At 66.7% G+C, this 21,252-nt stretch carries 20 protein-coding genes; 7 read left to right on the plus strand and 13 right to left on the minus strand.

What is annotated here, in order from left to right:
- Position 1: 1 nt before the first annotated feature.
- From mreD to ACUDTM_RS09745, 3 genes are all read right to left on the minus strand, one after another.
- Positions 2-487 carry a rod shape-determining protein MreD gene (gene mreD / locus ACUDTM_RS09735; RefSeq protein WP_005419400.1) on the minus strand — a complete coding sequence of 162 codons (486 nt, stop codon included), beginning with the start codon at positions 485-487 and terminating at the stop codon, positions 2-4.
- The gene (mreC, locus tag ACUDTM_RS09740; RefSeq protein WP_111007806.1) at positions 484-1,530 is read right to left on the minus strand and encodes a rod shape-determining protein MreC; all 1,047 of its coding nucleotides are present in this window, start codon (positions 1,528-1,530) and stop codon (positions 484-486) included. Before mreC ends, mreD begins: the two co-directional genes overlap by 4 nt.
- A gap of 121 nt (positions 1,531-1,651) precedes the next feature.
- Entirely contained in the window at positions 1,652-2,698 is a 1,047-nt protein-coding gene (locus tag ACUDTM_RS09745; protein WP_005419402.1) for a rod shape-determining protein, read from the minus strand.
- 283 nt (positions 2,699-2,981) lie between these two features.
- Between ACUDTM_RS09745 and ACUDTM_RS09750 the strand changes: the two genes are divergently transcribed.
- Positions 2,982-3,920, plus strand: a complete 939-nt coding sequence (locus tag ACUDTM_RS09750) for a carbohydrate kinase family protein (protein ID WP_005419403.1) — start codon at positions 2,982-2,984, stop codon at positions 3,918-3,920.
- A gap of 216 nt (positions 3,921-4,136) precedes the next feature.
- Here the strand turns inward: ACUDTM_RS09750 and ACUDTM_RS09755 are convergent, their stop codons facing one another.
- From ACUDTM_RS09755 to ubiE, 4 genes are all read right to left on the minus strand, one after another.
- Complete coding sequence (locus ACUDTM_RS09755) at positions 4,137-4,769, minus strand: HAD family hydrolase (protein ID WP_111007807.1); 633 nt, start codon at positions 4,767-4,769, stop codon at positions 4,137-4,139.
- Complete coding sequence (locus ACUDTM_RS09760) at positions 4,757-5,488, minus strand: hypothetical protein (RefSeq protein WP_072167194.1); 732 nt, start codon at positions 5,486-5,488, stop codon at positions 4,757-4,759. Before ACUDTM_RS09760 ends, ACUDTM_RS09755 begins: the two co-directional genes overlap by 13 nt.
- A 127-nt stretch (positions 5,489-5,615) precedes the next feature.
- A complete protein-coding gene (locus tag ACUDTM_RS09765) occupies positions 5,616-7,544 on the minus strand; it encodes a M1 family metallopeptidase (protein ID WP_111098682.1) in 1,929 nt (642 codons plus the stop codon).
- A gap of 183 nt (positions 7,545-7,727) precedes the next feature.
- Entirely contained in the window at positions 7,728-8,489 is a 762-nt protein-coding gene (ubiE, locus tag ACUDTM_RS09770; protein ID WP_005419407.1) for a bifunctional demethylmenaquinone methyltransferase/2-methoxy-6-polyprenyl-1,4-benzoquinol methylase UbiE, read from the minus strand.
- 81 nt (positions 8,490-8,570) lie between these two features.
- Between ubiE and ACUDTM_RS09775 the strand changes: the two genes are divergently transcribed.
- The 4 genes from ACUDTM_RS09775 to ACUDTM_RS09790 all read left to right on the plus strand — a co-directional run bounded on the left by ACUDTM_RS09775 (position 8,571) and on the right by ACUDTM_RS09790 (position 10,386).
- A complete protein-coding gene (locus ACUDTM_RS09775) occupies positions 8,571-9,023 on the plus strand; it encodes a nucleoside deaminase (RefSeq protein ID WP_049399252.1) in 453 nt (150 codons plus the stop codon).
- A 198-nt stretch (positions 9,024-9,221) separates the two neighbouring features.
- A complete protein-coding gene (locus ACUDTM_RS09780) occupies positions 9,222-9,482 on the plus strand; it encodes a hypothetical protein (RefSeq protein WP_053497535.1) in 261 nt (86 codons plus the stop codon).
- Between the two features lie 75 nt (positions 9,483-9,557).
- Positions 9,558-9,893 carry a hypothetical protein gene (locus ACUDTM_RS09785; protein WP_005411085.1) on the plus strand — a complete coding sequence of 112 codons (336 nt, stop codon included), beginning with the start codon at positions 9,558-9,560 and terminating at the stop codon, positions 9,891-9,893.
- Between the two features lie 70 nt (positions 9,894-9,963).
- Positions 9,964-10,386, plus strand: a complete 423-nt coding sequence (locus ACUDTM_RS09790; protein WP_069139167.1) for a low affinity iron permease family protein — start codon at positions 9,964-9,966, stop codon at positions 10,384-10,386.
- 83 nt (positions 10,387-10,469) lie between these two features.
- Here ACUDTM_RS09790 and smeF read toward each other — a convergent pair whose 3' ends face one another.
- The 3 genes from smeF to smeD are packed head-to-tail and all read right to left on the minus strand — an operon-like array spanning position 10,470 to position 16,247.
- The gene (smeF, locus tag ACUDTM_RS09795; RefSeq protein WP_252745254.1) at positions 10,470-11,870 is read right to left on the minus strand and encodes a multidrug efflux RND transporter outer membrane subunit SmeF; all 1,401 of its coding nucleotides are present in this window, start codon (positions 11,868-11,870) and stop codon (positions 10,470-10,472) included.
- A 57-nt stretch (positions 11,871-11,927) separates the two neighbouring features.
- Positions 11,928-15,050, minus strand: a complete 3,123-nt coding sequence (gene smeE / locus ACUDTM_RS09800) for a multidrug efflux RND transporter permease subunit SmeE (RefSeq protein WP_445391288.1) — start codon at positions 15,048-15,050, stop codon at positions 11,928-11,930.
- A 12-nt stretch (positions 15,051-15,062) separates the two neighbouring features.
- The gene (smeD, locus tag ACUDTM_RS09805) at positions 15,063-16,247 is read right to left on the minus strand and encodes a multidrug efflux RND transporter periplasmic adaptor subunit SmeD (protein ID WP_072167198.1); all 1,185 of its coding nucleotides are present in this window, start codon (positions 16,245-16,247) and stop codon (positions 15,063-15,065) included.
- A gap of 207 nt (positions 16,248-16,454) precedes the next feature.
- On the opposite strand from smeD, the gene smeT reads away from it, so the two are divergent.
- Together smeT and ACUDTM_RS09815 are read left to right on the plus strand one after the other, a co-directional pair.
- Positions 16,455-17,114 carry an efflux transporter SmeDEF transcriptional repressor SmeT gene (smeT, locus tag ACUDTM_RS09810; protein ID WP_088496536.1) on the plus strand — a complete coding sequence of 220 codons (660 nt, stop codon included), beginning with the start codon at positions 16,455-16,457 and terminating at the stop codon, positions 17,112-17,114.
- Positions 17,115-17,159: 45 nt separating this feature from the next.
- Complete coding sequence (locus tag ACUDTM_RS09815; protein ID WP_445391289.1) at positions 17,160-18,152, plus strand: Gfo/Idh/MocA family protein; 993 nt, start codon at positions 17,160-17,162, stop codon at positions 18,150-18,152.
- Between the two features lie 96 nt (positions 18,153-18,248).
- On the opposite strand, the gene hslU is transcribed toward ACUDTM_RS09815, so the two are convergent.
- The 3 genes from hslU to xerC all read right to left on the minus strand — a co-directional run bounded on the left by hslU (position 18,249) and on the right by xerC (position 21,250).
- Entirely contained in the window at positions 18,249-19,622 is a 1,374-nt protein-coding gene (gene hslU, locus ACUDTM_RS09820) for an ATP-dependent protease ATPase subunit HslU (protein ID WP_088496537.1), read from the minus strand.
- A gap of 94 nt (positions 19,623-19,716) precedes the next feature.
- Positions 19,717-20,268, minus strand: coding sequence for an ATP-dependent protease subunit HslV (gene hslV / locus ACUDTM_RS09825; protein WP_005411093.1), 552 nt, complete (start codon positions 20,266-20,268; stop codon positions 19,717-19,719).
- 85 nt (positions 20,269-20,353) lie between these two features.
- Positions 20,354-21,250: a tyrosine recombinase XerC gene (gene xerC, locus ACUDTM_RS09830; protein WP_072167202.1), complete on the minus strand. Its 897-nt coding sequence runs from the start codon at positions 21,248-21,250 to the stop codon at positions 20,354-20,356.
- Positions 21,251-21,252 lie beyond the last annotated feature (2 nt).

A 21,252-nucleotide genomic window follows, 5' to 3' on the forward strand; every position in this document is an offset into this window, starting at 1 on the left:
CTCAGCGCCCGCGCTTGCCGAAGCGCACCGCGTCCAGCAGCACGAACACCAGCGGCCACAGGCCCATGCCCAGCAGAGGCGCCCACCAGTACGACCAGGGCAGCGTTGGCTCATCCACCACGATGTGGACCAGCGCGCTGACGATGCGATCGTTGAACAGCAGGCCGCCGATGGCCAGCATCTGCTGGGACATCGGGAAGAAGCGGATGCGGGCACGGAAGCGCTGCAGGATGAAGGCCAGCATCACCAGCCGCAGTGCCTGTTCGCCCAGCACGCCGCCGTACAGCAGGTCGGCCACCACGCCGCTGGCGAAGGCGATGCCCAGGCCGACGCGTTCGGGAGCTTCGATCACCCAGTACGCCAGCACCAGCGCCAGCCAGTATGGGCGCAGCGGCTGCAGCAGCGCCGGCAGCGGCAGCAGGCCCAGCAGCAGCGCCACCACCAGGCTGGCCGGCAGCACCCACGGGTTGTCGCGCAGGCGGCTCATCGTGCGGGCTCCTGCGCGGCGGGTTGGATGGACTGGGCGGGTTGCGGTTGCCGGCCAACGGCCGGCACTACCGGGGACCCGGCGGGTGGAGAGCTCCCCTCTTGTTGAGGGGGGCGCGCCGAAGGCGGGGGGGTAAGGGAAGATGCGCGGGCCGGTTGCGCCGAAGGTGCAGTCGGCTGCGGTTCGCTGGCCGCAGGCAAGCGGATCGCCGCGCCCGGGCGCAGCAGCAGCACGTCGCGGCCGCGGTCGAGCTGGGCCGCCGGCTTCAGTTCGCCGACCAGGAAGGCGTGGGTGTCGTCCGGGCGCAGGCCGGTGATGGTGCCGACCGGGAAACCGGCCGGGAAGCGCCCGCCGAGGCCGGAGGTGACGATCTCATCGCCCACTTCCACGCCAGCGCTGAGCGGGATGTCGCGCAGTTCCAGCGTGTCGCCGCGGCCATAGACGATCAGGCGCACGCCGTTGCGGGCCACGGTGACCGGCACCGCGTGGTCGGGATCGGTCAGCAGCAGCACGGTGGAGGTGCCACCGGTGACGCTGATCACCTGCCCCATCAGGCCGCCGGCGTCGATCACCGCCTGGCCGACGTGCACGCCCTCGCGGCTGCCTGCGTCGAGCACCAGGCGCTGCTTCACCGGGTCCAGGTCGATGTCCAGGATCGGCGCCAGCTGCACGTCCAGGCCACTGCGCTCGGCCACGTTCAGCAGTTCGCGCAGCTGGGCGTTGTCCAGCGCGGCGGTCTGCAGGCGAGTCAGGCGCGCGTTGGCCAGCAGCAGCTGGTTGCGCAGTTCACGGTTTTCGGCGACCAGCTGGGTATGGCTGGCGGCGGAGTCCTTGACCTGGTTGCCGAGCTTGCCGGGCAGGCCAGCCAGTGCCCATACCGGCTGTACCAGGCTGTTGGCCTGCTCGCGCAGGCGTGCCAGCCAGCCGGCCTGGTCATCAAGCACGATCAGGGTGATGGCCAACGCGAGATAGGCCAGCAACCGCAGGGGGCTGGCGGCATCACCGGATCGGGAGGCGACGGGAGGACCGGCGTAGGGCGGCACGGCAACGATTCAACTGGCAGAAGGCGGAAGGGAAACACGCGGGCGCCCCGCCGGTGCCGGCCCGCCATCACGGCGGGCCGCACCCCGGAAGGGCGCGGCGGGCAGGAACGGCCGGGACGGCTTATTCCGGCGCAAAGAACTCGTTGCCGTGCATGTCCACCAGCTCCAGCGCACGGCCGCCACCGCGCGCCACGCAGGTCAGCGGATCGTCGGCCACCTGCACGTGCAGGCCGGTCTCCTCGGAGATCAGGCGGTCCAGGTCGCGCAGCAGGGCGCCACCACCGGTCAGCACGATGCCGCGCTCGGCGACGTCGGCGCACAGTTCCGGCGGGGTCTGCTCCAGCGCCAGCTTGACCGCGCTGACGATGCCCGACAGCGGCTCGTGCAGGGCCTCGAGCACCTCGTTGGAGCTGATCTTGATCATCTTCGGCACGCCCTCGGCGAGGTTGCGGCCGGAGATCTCCATCTCGATCACTTCCGCCTGCGGGTAGGCGCAGCCCAGCTCGACCTTGATGCGCTCGGCGGTGGCTTCACCGATCAGCATGCCGTGGTTGCGGCGCACGTAGTTGGTGATGGACTCGTCGAAGCGGTCGCCGCCGATGCGGACCGAGGCCGAATAGACGATGCCGTTGAGCGAGATGACCGCCACTTCGGTGGTGCCACCGCCGATGTCGATGACCATCGAGCCACGGGCTTCGGTGACCGGCATGCCGGCGCCGATCGCGGCGGCCATCGGTTCTTCGATCAGGAACACGTCACGGGCACCGGCTTCCTCGGCCGATTCCTTGATTGCGCGGCGCTCGACCTGGGTCGAGCCGGCCGGCACGCAGACCAGCACGCGCGGGCTCGGGCGCAGAACGCGCGACTTGTGCACCTTCTTGATGAAGTGCTTGAGCATCGCCTCGGTATAGGTGAAGTCGGCGATGACGCCATCCTTCATCGGGCGGATGGTGGTGATGTGGCCTGGGGTACGGCCCAGCATCTGCTTGGCTTCGGCGCCGACGGCTGCCACCGAGCGGGTGCCACCGATGGCACGGTCCTGGCGCACGGCCACGACCGACGGCTCGTTCAGCACGATCCCCTGCCCGCGCACGTAGATGAGGGTGTTGGCCGTGCCCAGGTCGATGGACAGGTCGTTGGAGAACATGCCACGGAGTTTCTTGAACATCTGAGGAAGGAGTCCTGAGGGGTGTCGTGCCCGCCGCGGGATGGCGAAAAAATGGGCAGAAATCGAGGCCGACAAGCCTAGCAACCCGCCTGCCGCCGAGCAAGGAAAAAACTAGCTGAACCCGCGTCTTCACAGGCTTTCGGCCTGATCGGGTCTCACCCGGTTCTGGCCCTGAGCGGCACCAGCGGGTAACCTTTGCGCCGTCGGGCGCCCAAGGGCGCCGTTTGCTTGCCCGATGAACCGGGCCGGCCCACCCCAAAATTCACCGCATAGGCTTACATCGATGTCCGCTCTGATCTGTGGTTCTCTTGCCTTCGACACCATCATGGTGTTCCCGGACCAGTTCAAGAATCACATCCTGCCGGACAAGGTGCACATCCTGAACGTGTCCTTCCTGGTGCCGCGCATGCGCCGCGAGTTCGGCGGCTGCGCAGGCAACATCGCCTACAACCTGCACCTGCTGGGCGGCCAGCCGATCCCGATGGGCACCGTGGGTTCGGACTTCGGCCCGTACCGCGAATACTTCGAAGGCCTGGGCATCGACCTGTCGCGCGTGCGCGTGATCGATGAGCTGTTCACCCCGCAGGCGTTCATCACCACCGACCACGACAACAACCAGATCACCGCCTTCCACCCGGGCGCGATGATGCGTTCCTACGAGAACCACGTGCGTGGGGTGCCGGGCGTGACCCTGGGCCTGGTCGGCCCGGACGGCCGCGAAGGCATGATCCAGAACGCGCAGGAATTCCACGAAGACGGCATCCCGTTCATCTTCGACCCGGGCCAGGCCATGCCGCTGTTCAACGGCCCGGAACTGCGCGCCTTCATCGAGCAGGCCGACTACGTGGTGGTCAACGACTACGAGTCGAACCTGCTGCAGGAGCGCACCGGCTGGGACGAAAAGGAGATCGTCAGCCGGGTCAAGGCCTACATCACCACCCGTGGCCCGAAAGGCGCGGTCATCCACACCCCGGAAAAGAGCTATGACATCCCGCCGGCGCACGAGCGCCGCGTGGTCGACCCGACCGGCTGTGGCGACGCCTTCCGCGCCGGCCTGATCTACGGCATCCAGAAGGGCTACGACTGGCTGACCATCGGCCGCATGGGCAACCTGATGGGCGCGCTGAAGGTCGAGCATCCGGGCACGCAGAACCAACGTTTCACCTTCGATGAGTTCAACGAGCAGTTCAAGCAGCAATTTGGCTACGCGCTTGGCGCGTAACCAAATTGCTCGCGCATTCCACCTTATCCCCGCGCCTTCAGCGCGCCCCCTTGAACAACAAGGGGGCTTTCCACCCGATGCGCCGCTGGGAATGCTGTTGGTAGGTGTCGACCTTGGTCGACACTGCCGGCCAGCGGCCGGCACTACCGGAACTTCCGACCGACACGTTGCCTGCTCTCTGTAGAGCCGAGCCCATGCTCGGCTTGCGCGCGCCGGTCATGCGGCCTGCCAGGCAGCCAACAGCGCGCGGCAATCGGCGAAATGCCAGTCGGCGCGGCCCGGCCATGGGTTTTCCGGCAGGTTGACCAGTACGGTATGGGCGCCCGCGGCGCGGCCGCACTCCAGGTCGTAGGCGTGGTCACCCACCATCACCGCCTGCGCAGGCCCGATGCCCCATCGCCGCAGATGCTGCTGCAGGCCCTCCGGCGAGGGCTTGGGCACCGCTTCATCGCGACCAATGATGTCGGCATCGTCGAACAACGCCCCGACCCCGATCGCGTCCAACGTCAGCTTCGCCAGCGCATGATCATTGCGGGTCAGGATGCCCAGCCGGCAGCCAGCCGCCGCCAGCGCGCGCAGCAGCTTCACCGCACCCGGCGCCGGCAGCGCGTCCTCGGCCAGCGCGCGCTCGTGATCCAGCAACCACTCACGCTTGGCCTGCGCCGATGCATCCGGCAACGCCGCGATATGGTCGAGGATGTCTTCCTCCGCGGCGATCTGCAGCGTACGGCGGATCGCGGCGAAATCATGCACGGCGACGGTCAGCGTGCCATCCATGTCGAACACCCAGTGCCGGATCGCGGACAACGCGTGCACTGCGCTGCCCGCCGCCCCCGTCACTGCCACCACTGCGGCATGCGGCTGGCGTCTACACCACCCGTTTCGAACACCGCCGTGCGGGTGCCGCCGGCCTTGACCGGGAACTCGATGCTGATCGACTTGCCCTTGCGCGCCAGCTTCCACAGCGCCTTCTGGTCGGTGATGAACAGGGCGATGGCTTCATCGGTCTTCGGGCGCCACGCCGCCATCGACACCGGCTTGCCGTCGTCCACGGTCACTTTCACCGTGCACTGCGGGCAACGGAAATCGCCGGCCTGCAGCACCAGGTAGGCATGCCGCTTCCACTCCGGATGATCGCGGAACACCAGCTGCACCGTCTTCGCGCCGCTGCCATCCACGTCCACCCGTTCCTTGCTGTAGATCTGCGCCGACACCTGGTTGCCCTTGTTGCCCACCGGGATCTGGTTGTACTGCCACAGCGCCTGCATGCGGCGCAGGTCGCGCGCGGCATCGCCCTTGGCCTTGACCTCGTCGAAGCCTGCAGCGATGCGCTCGGCGGCGGCGGTGTCCTTGTACTGGTCCAGCAGCGAGGCGCCGTGCAGGCGCGCGCGCTCCCAGTCCTGCGCGGCCACGGCCATGTCGTACTGCTTGGCCAGGTCTTCGGCCTTGGCCTCCTTCTGCGCCTGCACGGCGGCCGCGGCGGCTTCCTGCGCCTTGCGTTCTTCCTCGGGGTTGCTGCAGGCGGCCAGCGCCAGGGTGCAGGCGGTGAGCAGGATCAGTCGTTTCATGGCGGAGGTCCTTTGCGAGTGCATCCCGATTCTATCGGCAGCGAAAAGCGGATACACCAACGGCGGGTTTCCCCGCCGTTGGTGGTGAAGCAGTGACCGGTTGCCGGTCAGCGGCCGGCACTACCGCTTACTTGGCTTCAGCCTTGGCCAGCATGTCCTGGACCGAGGCGGTGGTGATCGGGTGGTAGCCCGGCTTGGCCTTTTCGAAGGCCTGCTTGGCCAGCTCCAGCCCCTTCGGGGTCTTCACCAGTTCGGCGTAGATCGGCAGGATCAGCTTGCGACGGCCGACGCGCTCGATGAATGCCGCCGCGCCTTCATTGGCCTGCTCGTAGCCGCTGCGGATTGCCAGCGGGTACCAGCGCATGGCGATCTCGCCATTCGGGGTGCCGGTGAAGTGGAAGGCCTTGTCCAGCGTGGCCAGCTTGTCCAGCGGCTGGGTCGCGCCCAGGCCATCGATGAAGCGCACCCATTCCTGCGTGCTCCAGTCGGCGATGACCTGGCTGCTCGGCACAGTGCCGGCGCTGGCGAAGGCGATGCGCGCGGTATCGACGCTGCTGAAGTTGCGCGACTGCGCCTTGGCCGCGAACGCCGGAATGCCCGGCTCGTCCAGCCATGCCTTCAGTTCGGCCTCGGTCACTGCCGACGGATTCTTCGGCAGCAGGTTCTTCTTCATGTAGTCGACGAACTGGTCGGTGTTCGCGCTCTGGAAAGCATGGTCATCGAACCAGCCGCGCAGGAACGGATCGAAGGTCTCGCGGCCGAAGCGCTGCTCCAGGAATTCCAGGAACCACGCACCCTTGACGTAGGCCACCTGGCTGAGGGCTTCGTCGGGATCACGCTCGTTCAGCGGCGGCAGCGCCAGTGCCTGGTCGGCCGGGCTCATGTCCTTCACTTCGGCCAGCAGGTCGGTCTGGTCGATCTGCTTCTCCATCTCGGCCATTTCCTTGCCGTACAGGGCTTCGGTGATGCGGCCCTGGACGTAGGTGGTGAAGCCTTCATTGAGCCAGATGTCCTTCCAGCTGGCGTTGGTCACCAGGTTGCCCGACCAGCTGTGCGCCAGTTCGTGGGCGACCAGCGAGACCAGCGACTTGTCGCCGACGATCACGGTCGGGGTGGCGAAGGTCAGGCGCGGGTTCTCCATTCCACCGAACGGGAACGACGGCGGCAGCACCAGCATGTCGTAGCGGCCCCAGCGGTATTCGCCGTACAGCTTCTCGGCGGCACCGATCATCTTCTCGGTGTCTTCGAATTCCTTGGCGGCCTTGTTGACCATGGTCGGCTCGGCCCAGACGCCGGAGCGGCCGGAGATCGGCTCAAACACCAGGTCGCCGGCGGCGATGGCCAGCAGATAGGACGGAATCGGCTGCGGCATCTTGAAGGTGTAGTCACCATCACGCGCGGCCTTCGGATCGTTGTCGGCGCTCATCAGCACCATCACGTCCGGGCGCGAGACCACGTGCGCGCTGTAGGTGAAGCGCACGCTCGGGGTGTCCTGCAGCGGCACCCAGGAACGGGCATGGATGGCCTGCGACTGGCTGAACATGAAGGGCAGCTTCTTGCCCTCGGTCATCGACGGCGCCAGCCACTGCAGGCCCGAGGCGGTCGGTGCGGTGTGGTAGGTCACTTCCACCTTGGCCGGCTGTTCCGCAGCCTCGATGGTCAGCTTGCTGCCGAACACCTTGTCGGCCGGGGCCAGTTCGAACTTCAGCGGGCTGCGCGCGCCGTCGGCGGCAACGGCCTCGACCTTGGACACGGTCAGCTCGCGGGTGTCGAGCACCAGCTGCCTGGCGTCCTTCTGTTTCCATTCCAGGGTGTAGGTGGCGGTACCGCCGATCTGCTTCTGGTCGAAGTCCAGCTTCAGATCCAGCGCGATGTCCTTGATGACGACCTTGTCCGGCTCGGCGTACGAGCTCTCGTCGTGGCTGCGGTTCTCGGCGTTCACGGGGGCGGCAGGGGCCTTTGCGGCAGTCGGGGCGGCGGCGGGCGCGGCCGCCTCCTGGGAGCAGCCGGCGGCCAGGGCCACGGCCAGCGGAAGGAGCATCAGCGGATTACGCATGAATCGGGACCGTTACGGGGATCAAACCCCAATGGTACCTCCCTCCGGCCCGGCAGGCGTTACGCGGTGCGGGGTAATGGCAGGCACAGCGCCGGTAGTGCCGGCCGCTGGCCGGCAACCCCGTCGCCCGGTGGTTGCCCGCGCAGGTGCCGGCCAGCGGCCGGCACTACCGGAACACCGGGCTTACAGCTTGTAGCCGGAATGGATCGACACGATGCCGCCGGTCAGGTTCTTGTAGTGGCAGCGCTCGAAGCCGGCCTGCCCCATCATCGCCTTCAGTTCGTCCTGCGGCGGATGCTTGCGGATGCTCTCGGCCAGATACTGGTAGCTGTCCGAATCGTTGGCGAACAACTTGCCCAACCTGGGCAGGATCTTGAACGAGTGGAAGTCGTAGATCGGCTTGAACCAGTCCGCAGTGACCTCGGAGAACTCCAGCACGCGGGCCTGGCCGCCCACCTTCAGCACGCGGTACATCTCGCGCAGGCCGGCGTCCTTGTCGGTCACGTTGCGCAGGCCGAAGGCAATGGTGACCAGGTCGAAGCTGTTGTCCGGGAACGGCAGGGCTTCGGCGTTGCACTGCACGTAGTCCAGGCCAAGCACCAGGCCGCGGTTGGTCAGGCGGTCCCGGCCGACCGACAGCATGCCGGCGTTGATGTCGCCCAGCACCACCGAGCCCTCGGCGCCGACGCGTTCCTTCAGCAGGGCGGCGATGTCGCCGGTGCCGCCGGCCAGATCGAGCACGCGGTCGCCCGGCTTCACCTGCGCGGTCGCGACGTAGTAGCGCTTCCACGCCCGGTGCACGCCCAGGCTCATCAGGTCGTTCATCAGGTCGTAGTTGCGCGCGACCGAGGTGAACACCTGGCCGACCAGCTTCTGCTTGTCCTTGGCGGCGACGTCGCGGAACCCGAAATGGGTGGTACCGGCTTTGTAGGGGGATTCGCTCATGGCCCCGATTATCGCACCGCCGGGGGCGAGCGGCACCCCCTGCCCGTATGATGGCGGGCCACGACTGACCGGAGCCCCCGCATGATCACCACGCCCGACTACCAGGCCCTGCTGCAGACCGCCATCGCCGAAGCCCGCCAGGGCCTGGCCGAGGGCGGCGTGCCGATCGGCGCGGCGCTGTACCACAACGACGGCCGCCTGCTCGGCTGCGGCCACAACCGCCGCGTGCAGGAAGGCGACCCGTCGGTGCACGGCGAAACCGACGCCTTCCGCAAGGCCGGCCGCCAGCGCCGCTACCAGGACACCATCATGGTCACCACCCTGGCGCCGTGCTGGTACTGCTCGGGCCTGGTGCGCCAGTTCAACATCGGCACCGTGGTGGTGGGCGAATCGCGCACGTTCCAGGGCGGCATCGACTGGCTGCGCGAGAACGGCGTCAACGTGATCGACCTCGACAACCAGGAATGCGTTGACCTGCTGGGTGGCTTCATTGCGCAGCATCCGGAGATCTGGAACGAAGACATCGGTGAATAAGCACCGTGCAACGTGTCATTGAACCCGTTTAATGAACGCTTCAGCGCGGGCACGCTCTAGTGCCTGCAGCGTTTGCGGCCGATGCCGTGAACCCGTGCACAGTCAGCTGCGCTGCGTGCATACACTGCGGTAACACCCCATCCGGCCGAGGCGCCTAGGGTGGGGTTACCGGGGTCCCTTTCCCCGGCGGAGCCAGCCATGTGCGCGCATGCCGTACGTCCCCCGCCCGACCCGATCCTCGATGCCATCCGCGAGCGCCTGCAGCAGCAGTACGCGCTGCACCAGCGTGGCGCCAGGTTCTGGACCGCCTACCAGGGCCTGCAGCTGGAACTGGTGCGCGACCATCCGCTCGATCAGGAGCGCCTGTGCAATGCGATGGCCGACATGGCCGAGGACCTCGGTGCGGTCGAGCATGCGCAATTGATCGGCAATCGCCACGCCGGCTCCACATCCCGCTGACGCGGCATGCACCGCCACATACGCCACACTCCGATGAACCCCCACTCCCTTTCCACTCAACCGAACTGGATTGTCATGCACGCTGAAGTCCCCACCATTCCTCCGGTCATCAACGTAGACGCCGAGCTTGACCACTGGCGCCGCCAGCATGCCGAAGGCGCACTGCCGCACAACTCGTTCGGCTCGTACGTGCCGTGGATCAAGTTCGCCTGTGATTCGCTGATCACCCAGCCGCGCGCCAGCGAGGCCGAACGTGACGAGATGTTCCAGACCCAGTATGCCTTGCAGATCATGCCGCGGCTGAGCGAAGCCCAGGCCCGTGAGTTCGTCGACCGTTGCTGGCAGCACGTCTACCAGAGCAGCCCGGTGCGCAGCCTGCAGGCGCCACGACTGCAGCGCATGCGCGCCTGACCGGCGCTGCACGGCGCCTGCACGGGTCACTGCCGATCATCCTCGTCACCTGAGTGGGAACACGACGACGATGAAAGCGCGCAACCTGTTCAATACGATCGCCAAGAAGGCCGCGACAGCCACTGGCTCACCGTGGACCTTCCTGGCTGCGGTAGGGATCGTGGTGATCTGGGGCATCAGTGGTCCGGTGTTCGGTTTCAACGACACCTGGCAGCTGGTGATCAATACCGGCACCACCATCATCACCTTCCTGATGGTGTTCCTGATCCAGCACACGCAGAACGCGGACACCGCCGCGATGCAGATCAAGCTGGACGAGCTGATCCGGGCGACGGCCGAAGCCAACAACGAACTGCTGGATCTGGAAGAACTGGACGAAGCGCGCCTGGAAGAGATCCGTGCCGAGTACGAGCAGATGGCCCGCGAAGCAGGCGATGCGCTGGCGCGCGTCCGCGCCTGCCATGCGGCGCGGCGCGACGATGAAGCGGTGTAGCAGGCCCCGGAATGACAATGCCGGCCAGCGGCCGGCACTGCCATCGATCATCCAGGTAGAGCCGGCCGCCGGCCGGCCTTCCCTCAGCCGCGCTCGTGCCAGCCGCCGCCCAGTACCTTGTACAGAGTGATGCGGTTGGCCTGCTGGGCCAACTGAGCCTGCAACTGGGTCTGCTGCGCGTTGTAGGCAGTACGTCGTGCGTCCAGCAGGGTCACGAAGCTGTCCAGGCCGGCGTCGTAGCGTGCCTGCGACAGGCGGTTGGCCTGTTCGGCCGCTTCCACCAGGCGCTGCTGTGAACTGACCTGTTCATCCAGGCTGACATTCAACGCCAGCGCATCGGCGGTTTCGCGGAAGCCCACCTGGATCGACTTCTCGTACTGCGCCAGTGCGATATCACGATCAGCGTTGGCGACGGCCAGGTTGGCGCGCAGCTTGCCGCCCTGGAAGATCGGCAGGGTGATCTTCGGCAGGAAACTCCATACGCGAGTGCCGCTGTCGAACAGGCTGGACAATTCGCTGGAGCCACTGCCAATGCTGCCGGTCAGCGAGATGCTCGGGAAGAACGCGGCACGTGCCGCGCCGATGTTGGCATTGGCGGCCAGCAGTTGGTGTTCGGCGGCCATGATGTCCGGGCGCTGCAGCAGCACATCGCTGGGCAGGCCGGCCGGCGGAGGCGCCAGTGCCAGCAACTGCGGTTCGATGCCGTCCGGCAGCAGCGCCGGATCCAACTGGCCACCGGCCAGCAGCGCCAGCGCGTTGCGGTCCTGGGCCAGCTGGCCACGCAGGCGCGCGGCATCAGTGCGCGCGGTCTCGACCAGCGTGCGGGTCTGGGTCAGTTCCAGTGCCGAACTGCCACCACGCTCGTGGCGGGCCTCGGCCAAGCGCAACGAATCCTCGTAGGTCTTCAGCGTGGCATCGGCGATCTTCAGACGCTGGGCATCGGCACCGTAGGTCAGCCACGCCGTCGCTGTCTCGGCCACCAGGCTCAGCTGCGCGTTGCGACGATTGGCAGCTACGGCAAAGTACTGCTGCAGTGCCGCTTCGCTGAGGTTGCGCACGCGGCCGAACAGGTCCAGCTCGAACTCGGCCACGCCGACACCGGCGGTGAACTGCTCGGTGACGCCAGCGTCGGTGCCCTCGCGCTGCATCTGGCCGGTGACGGCCACGCCGGGCACGCGGTCGGCACGCTGTACGCGGTACTGGCCGCGCGCGCGTTCAACGTTGAGCACGGCCACGCGCAGGTCGCGGTTGTTCTGCAGCGACTGCTCGATCACTTGCTGCAGGCGCGCATCGGTGAAGAAATCGCGCCAGCCGACGGCGGCGACATCAGCCACCTGGCCCTGTACAGCCTCGGCCGGCCACTGCGCCGGAATTGCCGGAGCGACGGCGGTGTTCTTCGGCACCAGAGTGGAGCAGCCGGCCAGCGCGAGCGCGGCGGCAATGGAAAGGAACAGGGATGCACTTTTCATGGGAATGACTTCCATCGGTACTGCCGGATGGCAGGAGGCAGTGCCGGCCAGCGGCCGGCACTGCCGTTTCGATCACGTCGTGGATTTGCGCTTGAACACGCGCTGCACCACTACGAAGAACAGCGGTACGAAGAACACGCCGAGCACGGTGCCGACGATCATGCCGCCGAGCACGCCGGTGCCGATCGCCTGCTTGGCGCCGGAGCCGGCACCGGTGGAGATCGCCAGCGGTACCACGCCCATGCCGAAGGCCAGCGAGGTCATCACGATCGGGCGCAGGCGGTCGCGCACGGCGTGCATGATCGCGTCGACCAGGCTGGCGCCCTTCTCCAGGTTTTCCTTGGCGAACTCGACGATCAGGATCGCGTTCTTGCTGGTCAGGCCCACCGTGGTCAGCATCGCCACCTGGAAATAGATGTCGCGCTCCAGGCCCTTGAAGGTATTGGCCAGCACTGCGCCGAGGATACCCAGCGGGGCCGCCAGCAGCACCGCCGTCGGCACGCTCCAGCTTTCGTACATCGCGGCCAGGCACAGGAACACGATCATCAGCGACAGCGTGTACAGCAACGGCGTCTGCGAGCCCGCCTGGCGTTCCTGGTAGGACATCGCCGTCCACTCGATGCCGAAGCCCGCAGGCAGCTGCTTGGCCAGTTGCTCGATCTCGGCCATGGCATCGCCGGAGGCAACACCCGGGGCCGGTTCGCCCTGGATCTCCATCGCCGACACACCGTTGTAGCGCTCCAGGCGCGGCGAACCGTAATCCCAGTGCTTGGTGGCGAACGCGCTGAACGGCACCATCTCGCCCTTGTCGTTCTTCACGGACCACAGGTCAAAGTCCTCCGGGACCATGCGGAACGGCTGGTCGGCCTGCACGAACACGCGCTTGACGCGGCCACGATCGACGAAGTCGTCGATGTACGAGCTGCCCCACGCAGCGGCCAGCGTGCCGTTGATCTGGTCGATCGACAGCCCCAGCGAGGTCGCCTTGGCCGCGTCGATGTCGATGCGGAACTGCGGCGTGTCCTCCTGGCCGTTCGGGCGCACGTTGGCCAGCTTCTTGCTGCCGGCGGCCAGGCCGAGCAGCTGGTTGCGTGCGGCCACCAGTGCCTCGTGGCCCTGGCCGCTGTTGTCCTTCAGGAAGAAGGTATAGCCCGAGGCGGTACCCAGTTCCGGAATGGCCGGCGGCGGGAAGGCGAAGATGAAGGCATCCTTGATCTGGCCCAGGGCTGCCATCGCACGACCGGTGATCGGCATCACGCCATTGTTGGCGTCACGCTCGCTCCAGTCCTTCAGCTTGACGAATGCCATGCCGGCGTTCTGGCCCATGCCGGCGAAGCTGAAGCCCTGCACGGAGAACACCGAATCCACCGCATCCTTCTCGTTCTGCAGGAAGTGGTTCTCCAATGCCGCGATCGATTCCAGCGTGCGCTCCTGGGTGGCGCCGACCGGGGCCTGCACCAGCGCCATCAGCACGCCCTGGTCTTCGTTGGGCAGGAACGAGCTGGGCAGGCGCACGAACAGCACGCCCATCAGCACGAACAGTGCCGCCACGATGCCCATGAAGCGCCACGGACGATGGATGATGCCGCGCACACCACGCTGGTAACTTTCGCTGGTGCGGTCGAAGCCGCGGTTGAAACCGTTGAAGAAGCGACCGGCCAGGCCGCGGTGGGCAACATGATGCTCGCCCTTCTTCAACGGCTTGAGCATGGTCGCGCACAGTGCCGGCGTCAGCACGATCGCCACCAGTACCGACAACGCCATTGCAGAGACAATCGTGGCCGAGAACTGCCGGTAGATCACGCCGGTGGATCCGCTCATGAAGGCCATCGGCACGAACACCGCCGACAGCACCAGGCCGATACCCACCAGCGCACCGGTGATCTGGCCCATCGACTTGCGGGTCGCTTCAAGCGGCGACAGTCCTTCCTCGGACATGATGCGCTCGACGTTCTCCACCACCACGATGGCGTCGTCCACCAGCAGGCCGATCGCCAGCACCATCGCGAACATGGTCAGCATGTTCACCGAAAAGCCCAGCATCGCCAGCACGCCGAAGGTACCCAGCAGCACCACCGGCACGGCGATGGTCGGGATCAGGGTGGCGCGGAAGTTCTGCAGGAACAGGTACATCACCACGAACACCAGCACGATCGCTTCGAGCAGGGTCTGCACCACGCCCTTGATCGACACGCGCACGAAGGGGGTGGTGTCGTACGGGATCTCGGCCTTCAATCCGGTCGGGAAGAAGCTCTTCATGTCGTCCAGCGCAGCATCCACGCCGGCAGCGGTATCCAGCGCATTGGCGCCGGTCGCCAGGGTGACCGCCAGGCCGCTGGCCGGCTGGCCGTTGTAGCGGGTGACGAAGTCGTAGGACTCGGCACCCAGTTCGACGCGGGCGACATCACCCAGGCGCAGCTCGGCACCGTCCTGCGCGCCGCGCACGATGATGTTGCGGAACTGTTCCGGGGTCTGCAGGCGCGACTGCGCGTTGATGGTGGCGTTGAGCTGCTGGCCCTTCACCGACGGCGCACCGCCGAGCTGGCCGATCGCCACCTGGGCATTCTGCGCCTTGATCGCCGCAGTCACTTCCGCGACGGACAGGCCATAGGTATGCAGCTTGTTCGGGTCCAGCCAGATGCGCATGGCGTACTTGCCACCGAATACCTGGATGTTGCCCACGCCCGGCACGCGGCTGAGGCGGTCGACGACATTGGAACCGACGTAGTCGGCGATGTCGTTGGCGTCCATGCTGCCGTTCTCGGATACGAACGCGATGACGTTCAGGAAGCCCGAGCTGGACTTGGCCACGTTGATGCCCTGCCGCTGCACTTCCTGCGGCAGCAGCGGCATGGCCAGCTGCAGCTTGTTCTGCACCTGCACCTGGGCGATGTCCGGGTTGGTGCCGCTCTCGAAGGTCAGGGTGATGGTGGCCTGGCCGTTGGACGAGCTGTTGGAGGAGAAGTAGATCAGGCCATCAAGGCCCTTCATGTTCTGCTCGATGATCTGCGTCACCGAGTCTTCGACCACCTTGGCCGATGCACCCGGGTAGGTGGCGCTGATTTCCACCGCTGGCGGCGCGACGTTGGGGTACATCGAGACCGGCAGCTTGAACAGGGCCAGGCCGCCGGCGAGCATGATGATGATGGCGATCACCCACGCGAAGATGGGTCGATCGATGAAAAAGCGTGCCATGGGGTTCTCCGCTTACTTCGCGTCGCCGGCCGGGGCGGCAGGCTGGGCGGCGGCCGCCGGCTTGGCCGGTACGTCGCCCTTTTCGGTGGCCTTGACCGGCATGCCGGGGCCGATCTTCTGCAGGCCTTCCACGATGACCTTGTCACCGGCCTTCAGGCCGTCCTCGACCAGCCACTTGTCGCCAACCGTGCGGCTGACCTTGACCGGGCGTACTTCGACCTTGTTGTCCTTGCCGACCACCATCGCCGTGGTATCGCCCTTCGGATCGCGGGCGATGCCCTGCATCGGCACCAGCACGGCATCACTGCGCACGCCGCCGCCGATCACCGCACGCACGTACATGCCCGGCATCAGCAGGCCGTCCGGGTTGTCCACCTTCACGCGCAGGCCGAAGCTGCCGGTGGTCGGATCGACGCTGACTTCGGAGAACTCCAGCGTGCCCTTGTGCTCGAAGGTGCTGCCGTCTTCCATCAGGATGCTGACCGGCAGGGTCTGGTTGTCCTGCAGGCGGCCGGCGGCCAGTTCGCGGCGCAGCTGCAGCAGCTCGGCCGAGGACTGGGTCAGGTCGACATAGATCGGATCCAGCTGCTGCACCGTAGCCAGTGCATTGGCCTGGCCGGCGCTGACCAGCGCACCCTGGGTGACGCTGGACTTGCCGATGCGGCCGCTGATCGGCGCGGTGATGCGGGCGTAGCCCAGGGTGACGTTGGCTGCGTCCAGCGATGCCTTCGCGGCACCGACATCCGCCTCGGCCTGCTTCTGCGCGGCCACGGCATTTTCCAGGTCCTGCTGGCTGACCGCATCGACCTTGGCCAGCTCGGTGATGCGCTTGGCGCTCAGCCGGGCGGCGTTGGCGGTGGCCTCGGCGCGGGCCAGCTGGGCACGGGCACTGTTGGCCTGGGCGCGGTAGCTGGCGTCCTCGATCTGGTACAGCGCCTCGCCGGCCTTGACCATGCCACCTTCGGAGAACAGGCGCTTGGCGACGATGCCACTGACCTGCGGCCGCACTTCGGCGACCAGGAAGGCGTTGGTACGGCCCGGCAGTTCGCGGGTCAGGCCCACGGTCTCGGACTTCAGCGTGACCACAGTGACGTCACCCGGGCCCTGCTCGGGGGCCTGGGGTTGGCCGCCGCAGGCAGCCACGGTCGCGGCGATCGCCAGCGACAGCGCAAAGGGTCGGATTCGGCTCAGCAACATGACAGAAAGGCTCTTAGGGGAAGGAATCTCAAATCGCGCTGATACAGGCCGAAAGCGCCAGCAGGCAACGCTCACCAGCGGGGAGTGGAAGCCGGACCGGCCTGCCACGCACACGACGGGAATGATGGGAGCGAAATATACATACATGATTGTTTGTTTGTAAACCGGTACAATTCAGCCACGTTTCACCCGCACTCGTACCCATCCATGGCCCGCAAGACCAAAGAGGACACCCAGGCAACCCGGGAAGGCATCCTTGACGCCGCCGAAGCCTGCTTCCATGAACACGGCGTGGCCCGTACCACGCTGGAGATGATCGGTGCCCGCGCCGGCTATACCCGCGGTGCGGTCTACTGGCACTTCAAGAACAAGAGCGAGGTGCTGGCCGCGATCGTCGAGCGCGTGCATCTGCCTTTCATGCAGGAGCTGGAGCGCACCTCGACCGACCAGCGCGACACGCCGGTGCACGACCTGCGCGCGGTGATGATCCACTCGTTCATCGAACTGTCCGAGGACGAGCGCCTGCGCAAGACCATGGAGATCATGCTGCGCAGCGATGCGTCGGCTGATACCCGGGTGCTGACCGAACTGCAGCAGGCCGGTTTCCGCGATGGACTGGACCGGATGGAACGTGCCCTGCGCCGGGCAAAGGACCTGGGCCAGCTGCGCGAGGGTGCAGACCCGAAGATCGCCGCACGCATGCTGCATGCCACCGTGCTGGGCGTACTGCACGGTGCGATGGTCGAACCGGAACTGATGGACCTCAAGCGCGATGGCATGCTCGCACTGGACATGACCCTGGCCGCCTACGTGAAGGACGGCGTGTTCGTTCCCGGCACCGTGCCCGAGCCGCTGCCCGAGGCATGAGCGGGGTCGCTGCCGCCACCGCAGCCCCACTGTGAGGACAGACCCATGATCCTGGACAACGTGGTGTGGGGCTTCATCGGCTGCGGCAGCGTCACCGAGAAGAAGAGCGGCCCCGCCCTGGCCAGCACACCCGGCTCACGGGTGGCGGCGGTCATGCGCCGCAATGCCGCATTGGCCGAAGACTATGCGCGGCGCCACGCGGTGCCACGCTGGTACACGGATGCCGACGCGCTGATCGGCGATCCGGACGTGAACGCTGTATACGTTGCAACACCGCCCTCCACGCACATGCAGTACGCATTGCAGGCGATTGCGGCGGGCAAGCCGGTCTATATCGAGAAACCCATGGCCCTGGACCTCGCCGAATGCGAGCGCATCCTGGAAGCCAGTGCACGCCGTGGCGTGCCCGTGTTCGTCGCCTACTACCGCCGCGCCCTGCCCCGATTCGCGCAGGTGAAGCAGCTGCTGGACAGCGGCGCGATCGGTACACCGCGCAGCGTTCGCGCCACCCTGCATCGGCCGCATTCGGTGAATGCCGCATCGCCGGACTTCTGGCGGACCAATCCCGCGATCTCCGGCGGCGGGCTGTTCGTCGATCTGGGCTCGCACACCCTGGACCTGCTCGATCATCTACTGGGGCCGCTGAGCGATGTGCGCGGCCTGGCCAGTTCATTGGCCGGCGCTTACGCCGCCGAGGACAGCGTCTCGATGTGCTTCCGCATCGGGCCAGGCGTGCATGGCATCGCGCAATGGAGCTTCTGCGCGTTCCGCCGCCAGGATGAGATCGAGATCACCGGCGACCGCGGCCAGCTGCGTTTTGCCACCTTCGAGGATGTACCGGTGGTGCTGGAGACCGAAGCCGGTGTGCAGACGTTCGACATCCCCAACCCGTCGTCGATCCAGCAACCGTTGATCGCGCATCTGGTGGACGAGCTGCGCGGCAGCGGCCGTTCGCCCTCGACCGGCATCAGTGCTGCCCGCACCAGCGCGGTGATCGACCAGGTACCGCAGGACTACCGCGCCCGGCAATCGTGCTGAGCGCCAACGCAAAAGGCCGCCCTGCGGCGGCCTTTTCTGTTGCAGCGGATGGAGTCAGGGCCCTCGCCGTGGCGAGGGATCCGGCCGGATCGGGCGTTACAGGATGTAGCGGCTCAGGTCCGGGTCCTGCACCAGCTCACCCAGGTGTGCATCGACGTAGGCGCTGTCGATGGCCAGGGTTTCGCCATCGCGGTCCGGTGCCTCGTAGCTGAGCGAATCCAGCAGGCGCTCCAGCACCGTATGCAGGCGGCGCGCGCCGATGTTTTCCTGGCGCTCGTTCACCTGGAACGCGATCTCGGCCAGGCGCTCGATGGCATCGGCGGTGAAACTGACCTTGACGCCCTCGGTGGCCAGCAACGCTTCGTACTGCTTGGTCAGCGCAGCCTTCGGCTCGGTCAGGATACGCACGAAATCACCCTTGCTCAGCGCACCCAGTTCCACGCGGATCGGGAAACGGCCCTGCAGCTCCGGAATGAGGTCGCTGGGCTTGGCCAGGTGGAACGCGCCCGACGCAATGAACAGGATATGGTCGGTCTTGATCGTGCCGTACTTGGTGGACACGTTCGAGCCTTCCACCAGCGGCAGCAGGTCGCGCTGCACGCCTTCGCGGGAGACATCGCCACCGCCCACGTTGTCGCCGCGCTTGGCAACCTTGTCGATCTCGTCGATGAAGACGATGCCGTGCTGCTCGCAGGCCTCGATCGCCGCGGTGCGGATATCGTCTTCGTTGACCAGCTTGCCGGCTTCTTCCTCGATCAGCAGCGGGCGCGCAGCCTTGATGGTCAGCGTGCGCTTGTGCGCCTTCGCGCCGCCGCCGAGATTGGCGAACATCGACTTCAGCTGCTGGCCCATTTCCTCCATGCCCGGCGGGGTCATGATGTCCATGCTGACATTGGCGGCCAGGTCGAGCTCGATCTCACGCGCGTCCAGCTCACCGTTGCGCAGCATCTTGCGGAACTTGATGCGGGTCTCGTTGTCCTGCGCTGACGGTTCGTTGCGGGCGACTTCAGGATCGAAACCGATGCCGCCGCTACGACGCGGCAGCAGCGCATCGAGGATACGGTCTTCGGCGCGTTCTTCGGCCTGGGTACGCACGCGCACCTTGGCCTGTTCGCGGTACAGCTTGACCGCGGTATCAGCAAGGTCACGGATGATCTGCTCGACGTCCTTGCCGACGTAGCCCACTTCGGTGAAGCGCGTGGCTTCGACCTTCACGAACGGTGCGTTGGCCAGCGTGGCCAGGCGGCGCGCGATCTCGGTCTTGCCGACACCGGTCGGGCCGATCATCAGGATGTTCTTCGGCATCACTTCATTGCGAAGCTCCGGCGCCAGCTGCATGCGGCGCCAGCGGTTGCGCAGGGCAATGGCCACCGCGCGCTTGGCGTCGTGCTGGCCCACGATATGCCGGTCCAGTTCCTGCACGATCTCGCGCGGGGTCATGGTGGCGGAGGAAACTTCGATCTTCGACATGGATGTGCTCACGGATTCAGATGCATGTAGAGCCGAGCCATGCTCGGCTGACGGGCAGCCCTGCCGAGCATGGCTCGGCACTACAGAAGAGCGGTCACAACTCCTCGACCACCACGTTGCGGTTGGTGTAGATGCAGATGTCGCCGGCGATGCCGATCGCCTCGCTGGCGATGGTGCGTGCATCCAGTTCGGTGTGCGCCATCAACGCGCGCGCGGCCGACAGTGCATAGGAACCACCGGAGCCGATGGCGATGATGCCGTCCTCCGGTTCGATCACATCGCCGGTGCCGCTGATGATCAGCGAGGTTTCCTTGTCAGCCACTGCCAGCAGGGCTTCGAGCTTGCCCAGGCGGCGCTCGGTGCGCCAATCCTTGGCCAGCTCGACCGCGGCGCGCTGCAGCTGGCCGTGCTTTTCCAGCTTGGCTTCGAACAGCTCGAACAGGGTGAAGGCATCGGCGGCGGCACCGGCGAAACCGGCCAGCACCTGGCCGTCGCGGCCAAGGCGGCGCACCTTGCGCGCGTTGCCCTTCATCACGGTGTGGCCCAGCGTGACCTGGCCGTCGCCGGCAATGGCCACGTGCTCGCCGCGACGGACGCAGACGATGGTGGTGGCGTGGAAAACGTTGGGGTTCTGACTGGGGTCCATGATGCCTCCGGGGTGACAGAACCAGAGGTGGGGACTGCGCTGCGCCCTTCAAGCCACCCGCGACCGGCTGACGCAGGGGCAACGTTCAGCTTTCTCCGCTGCCCTCGTTGCTGCGTCGCCGCTTGGCGCGCGGATGCGCGGCGTCGTAGACCTTGGCCAGGTGCTGGAAATCGAGGTGGGTATAGATCTGCGTGGTGGCGATGTCGGCATGGCCCAGCAGCTCCTGCACACCACGCAGGTCGCCGGACGATTCCAGGATGTGGCTGGCGAAACTATGCCGCAGCATGTGCGGGTGCACCTGCTTGAACAGGCCCTGGCGCTGCGCCAGCTGGCGGATGCGGATCTGCACCGCACGCTGGCTGATTGGCCCGTTGCGACCGGGGAACACCGGCGATGCCGGACCACCGCCACTTTCCGCGCGCCACGCCTGCAGCGCTTCGCGTGCCGGCCGCCCGAACGGCACCCGGCGCTGGCGGTTGCCCTTGCCCAGCACGTTGACCAGCCCGCTGTCGAAATCCAGGTCGCGCCAGGTCAGCGCGCAGACTTCGCTCAGGCGCAGGCCGGAGGAATAGAACAGTTCCAGCAGCGCGCGGTCACGGCGGCCGAGCTCACCTTCCGGCTCCAGTTCGACCAGCTGCACCGCCTCATCGGCGTCAAGGACCTGCGGCAACCGGCGCGGCGCGCGCGGTGCCTTCAGCGTCGCTGCCGGACTGACCTCGATGCGCCCGTGCTTGAGCAGCCAGGCATAGAAGCTGCGGCAGGCCGACAGGCGGCGTTGCAGGCTCTTGGCCGACAGGCCGCGGCGATGCTCGTCGGCGACGAACTGGCGCAACGCATCGGCATCGAGCGCCTCCACCGCTACGCCACGCGGTTCGGCCCAGACCGCTAGCGCGTCCAGGTCGCGGCGGTAGGCGTCAAGCGTATGCGCCGACATCCGCCGCTCCACCTGCAGGTGCTGCAGGAAGGCCTGTACCGCGCTCATCG

Source organism: Stenotrophomonas maltophilia group sp. vghtpe118 (genome assembly GCF_052605195.1).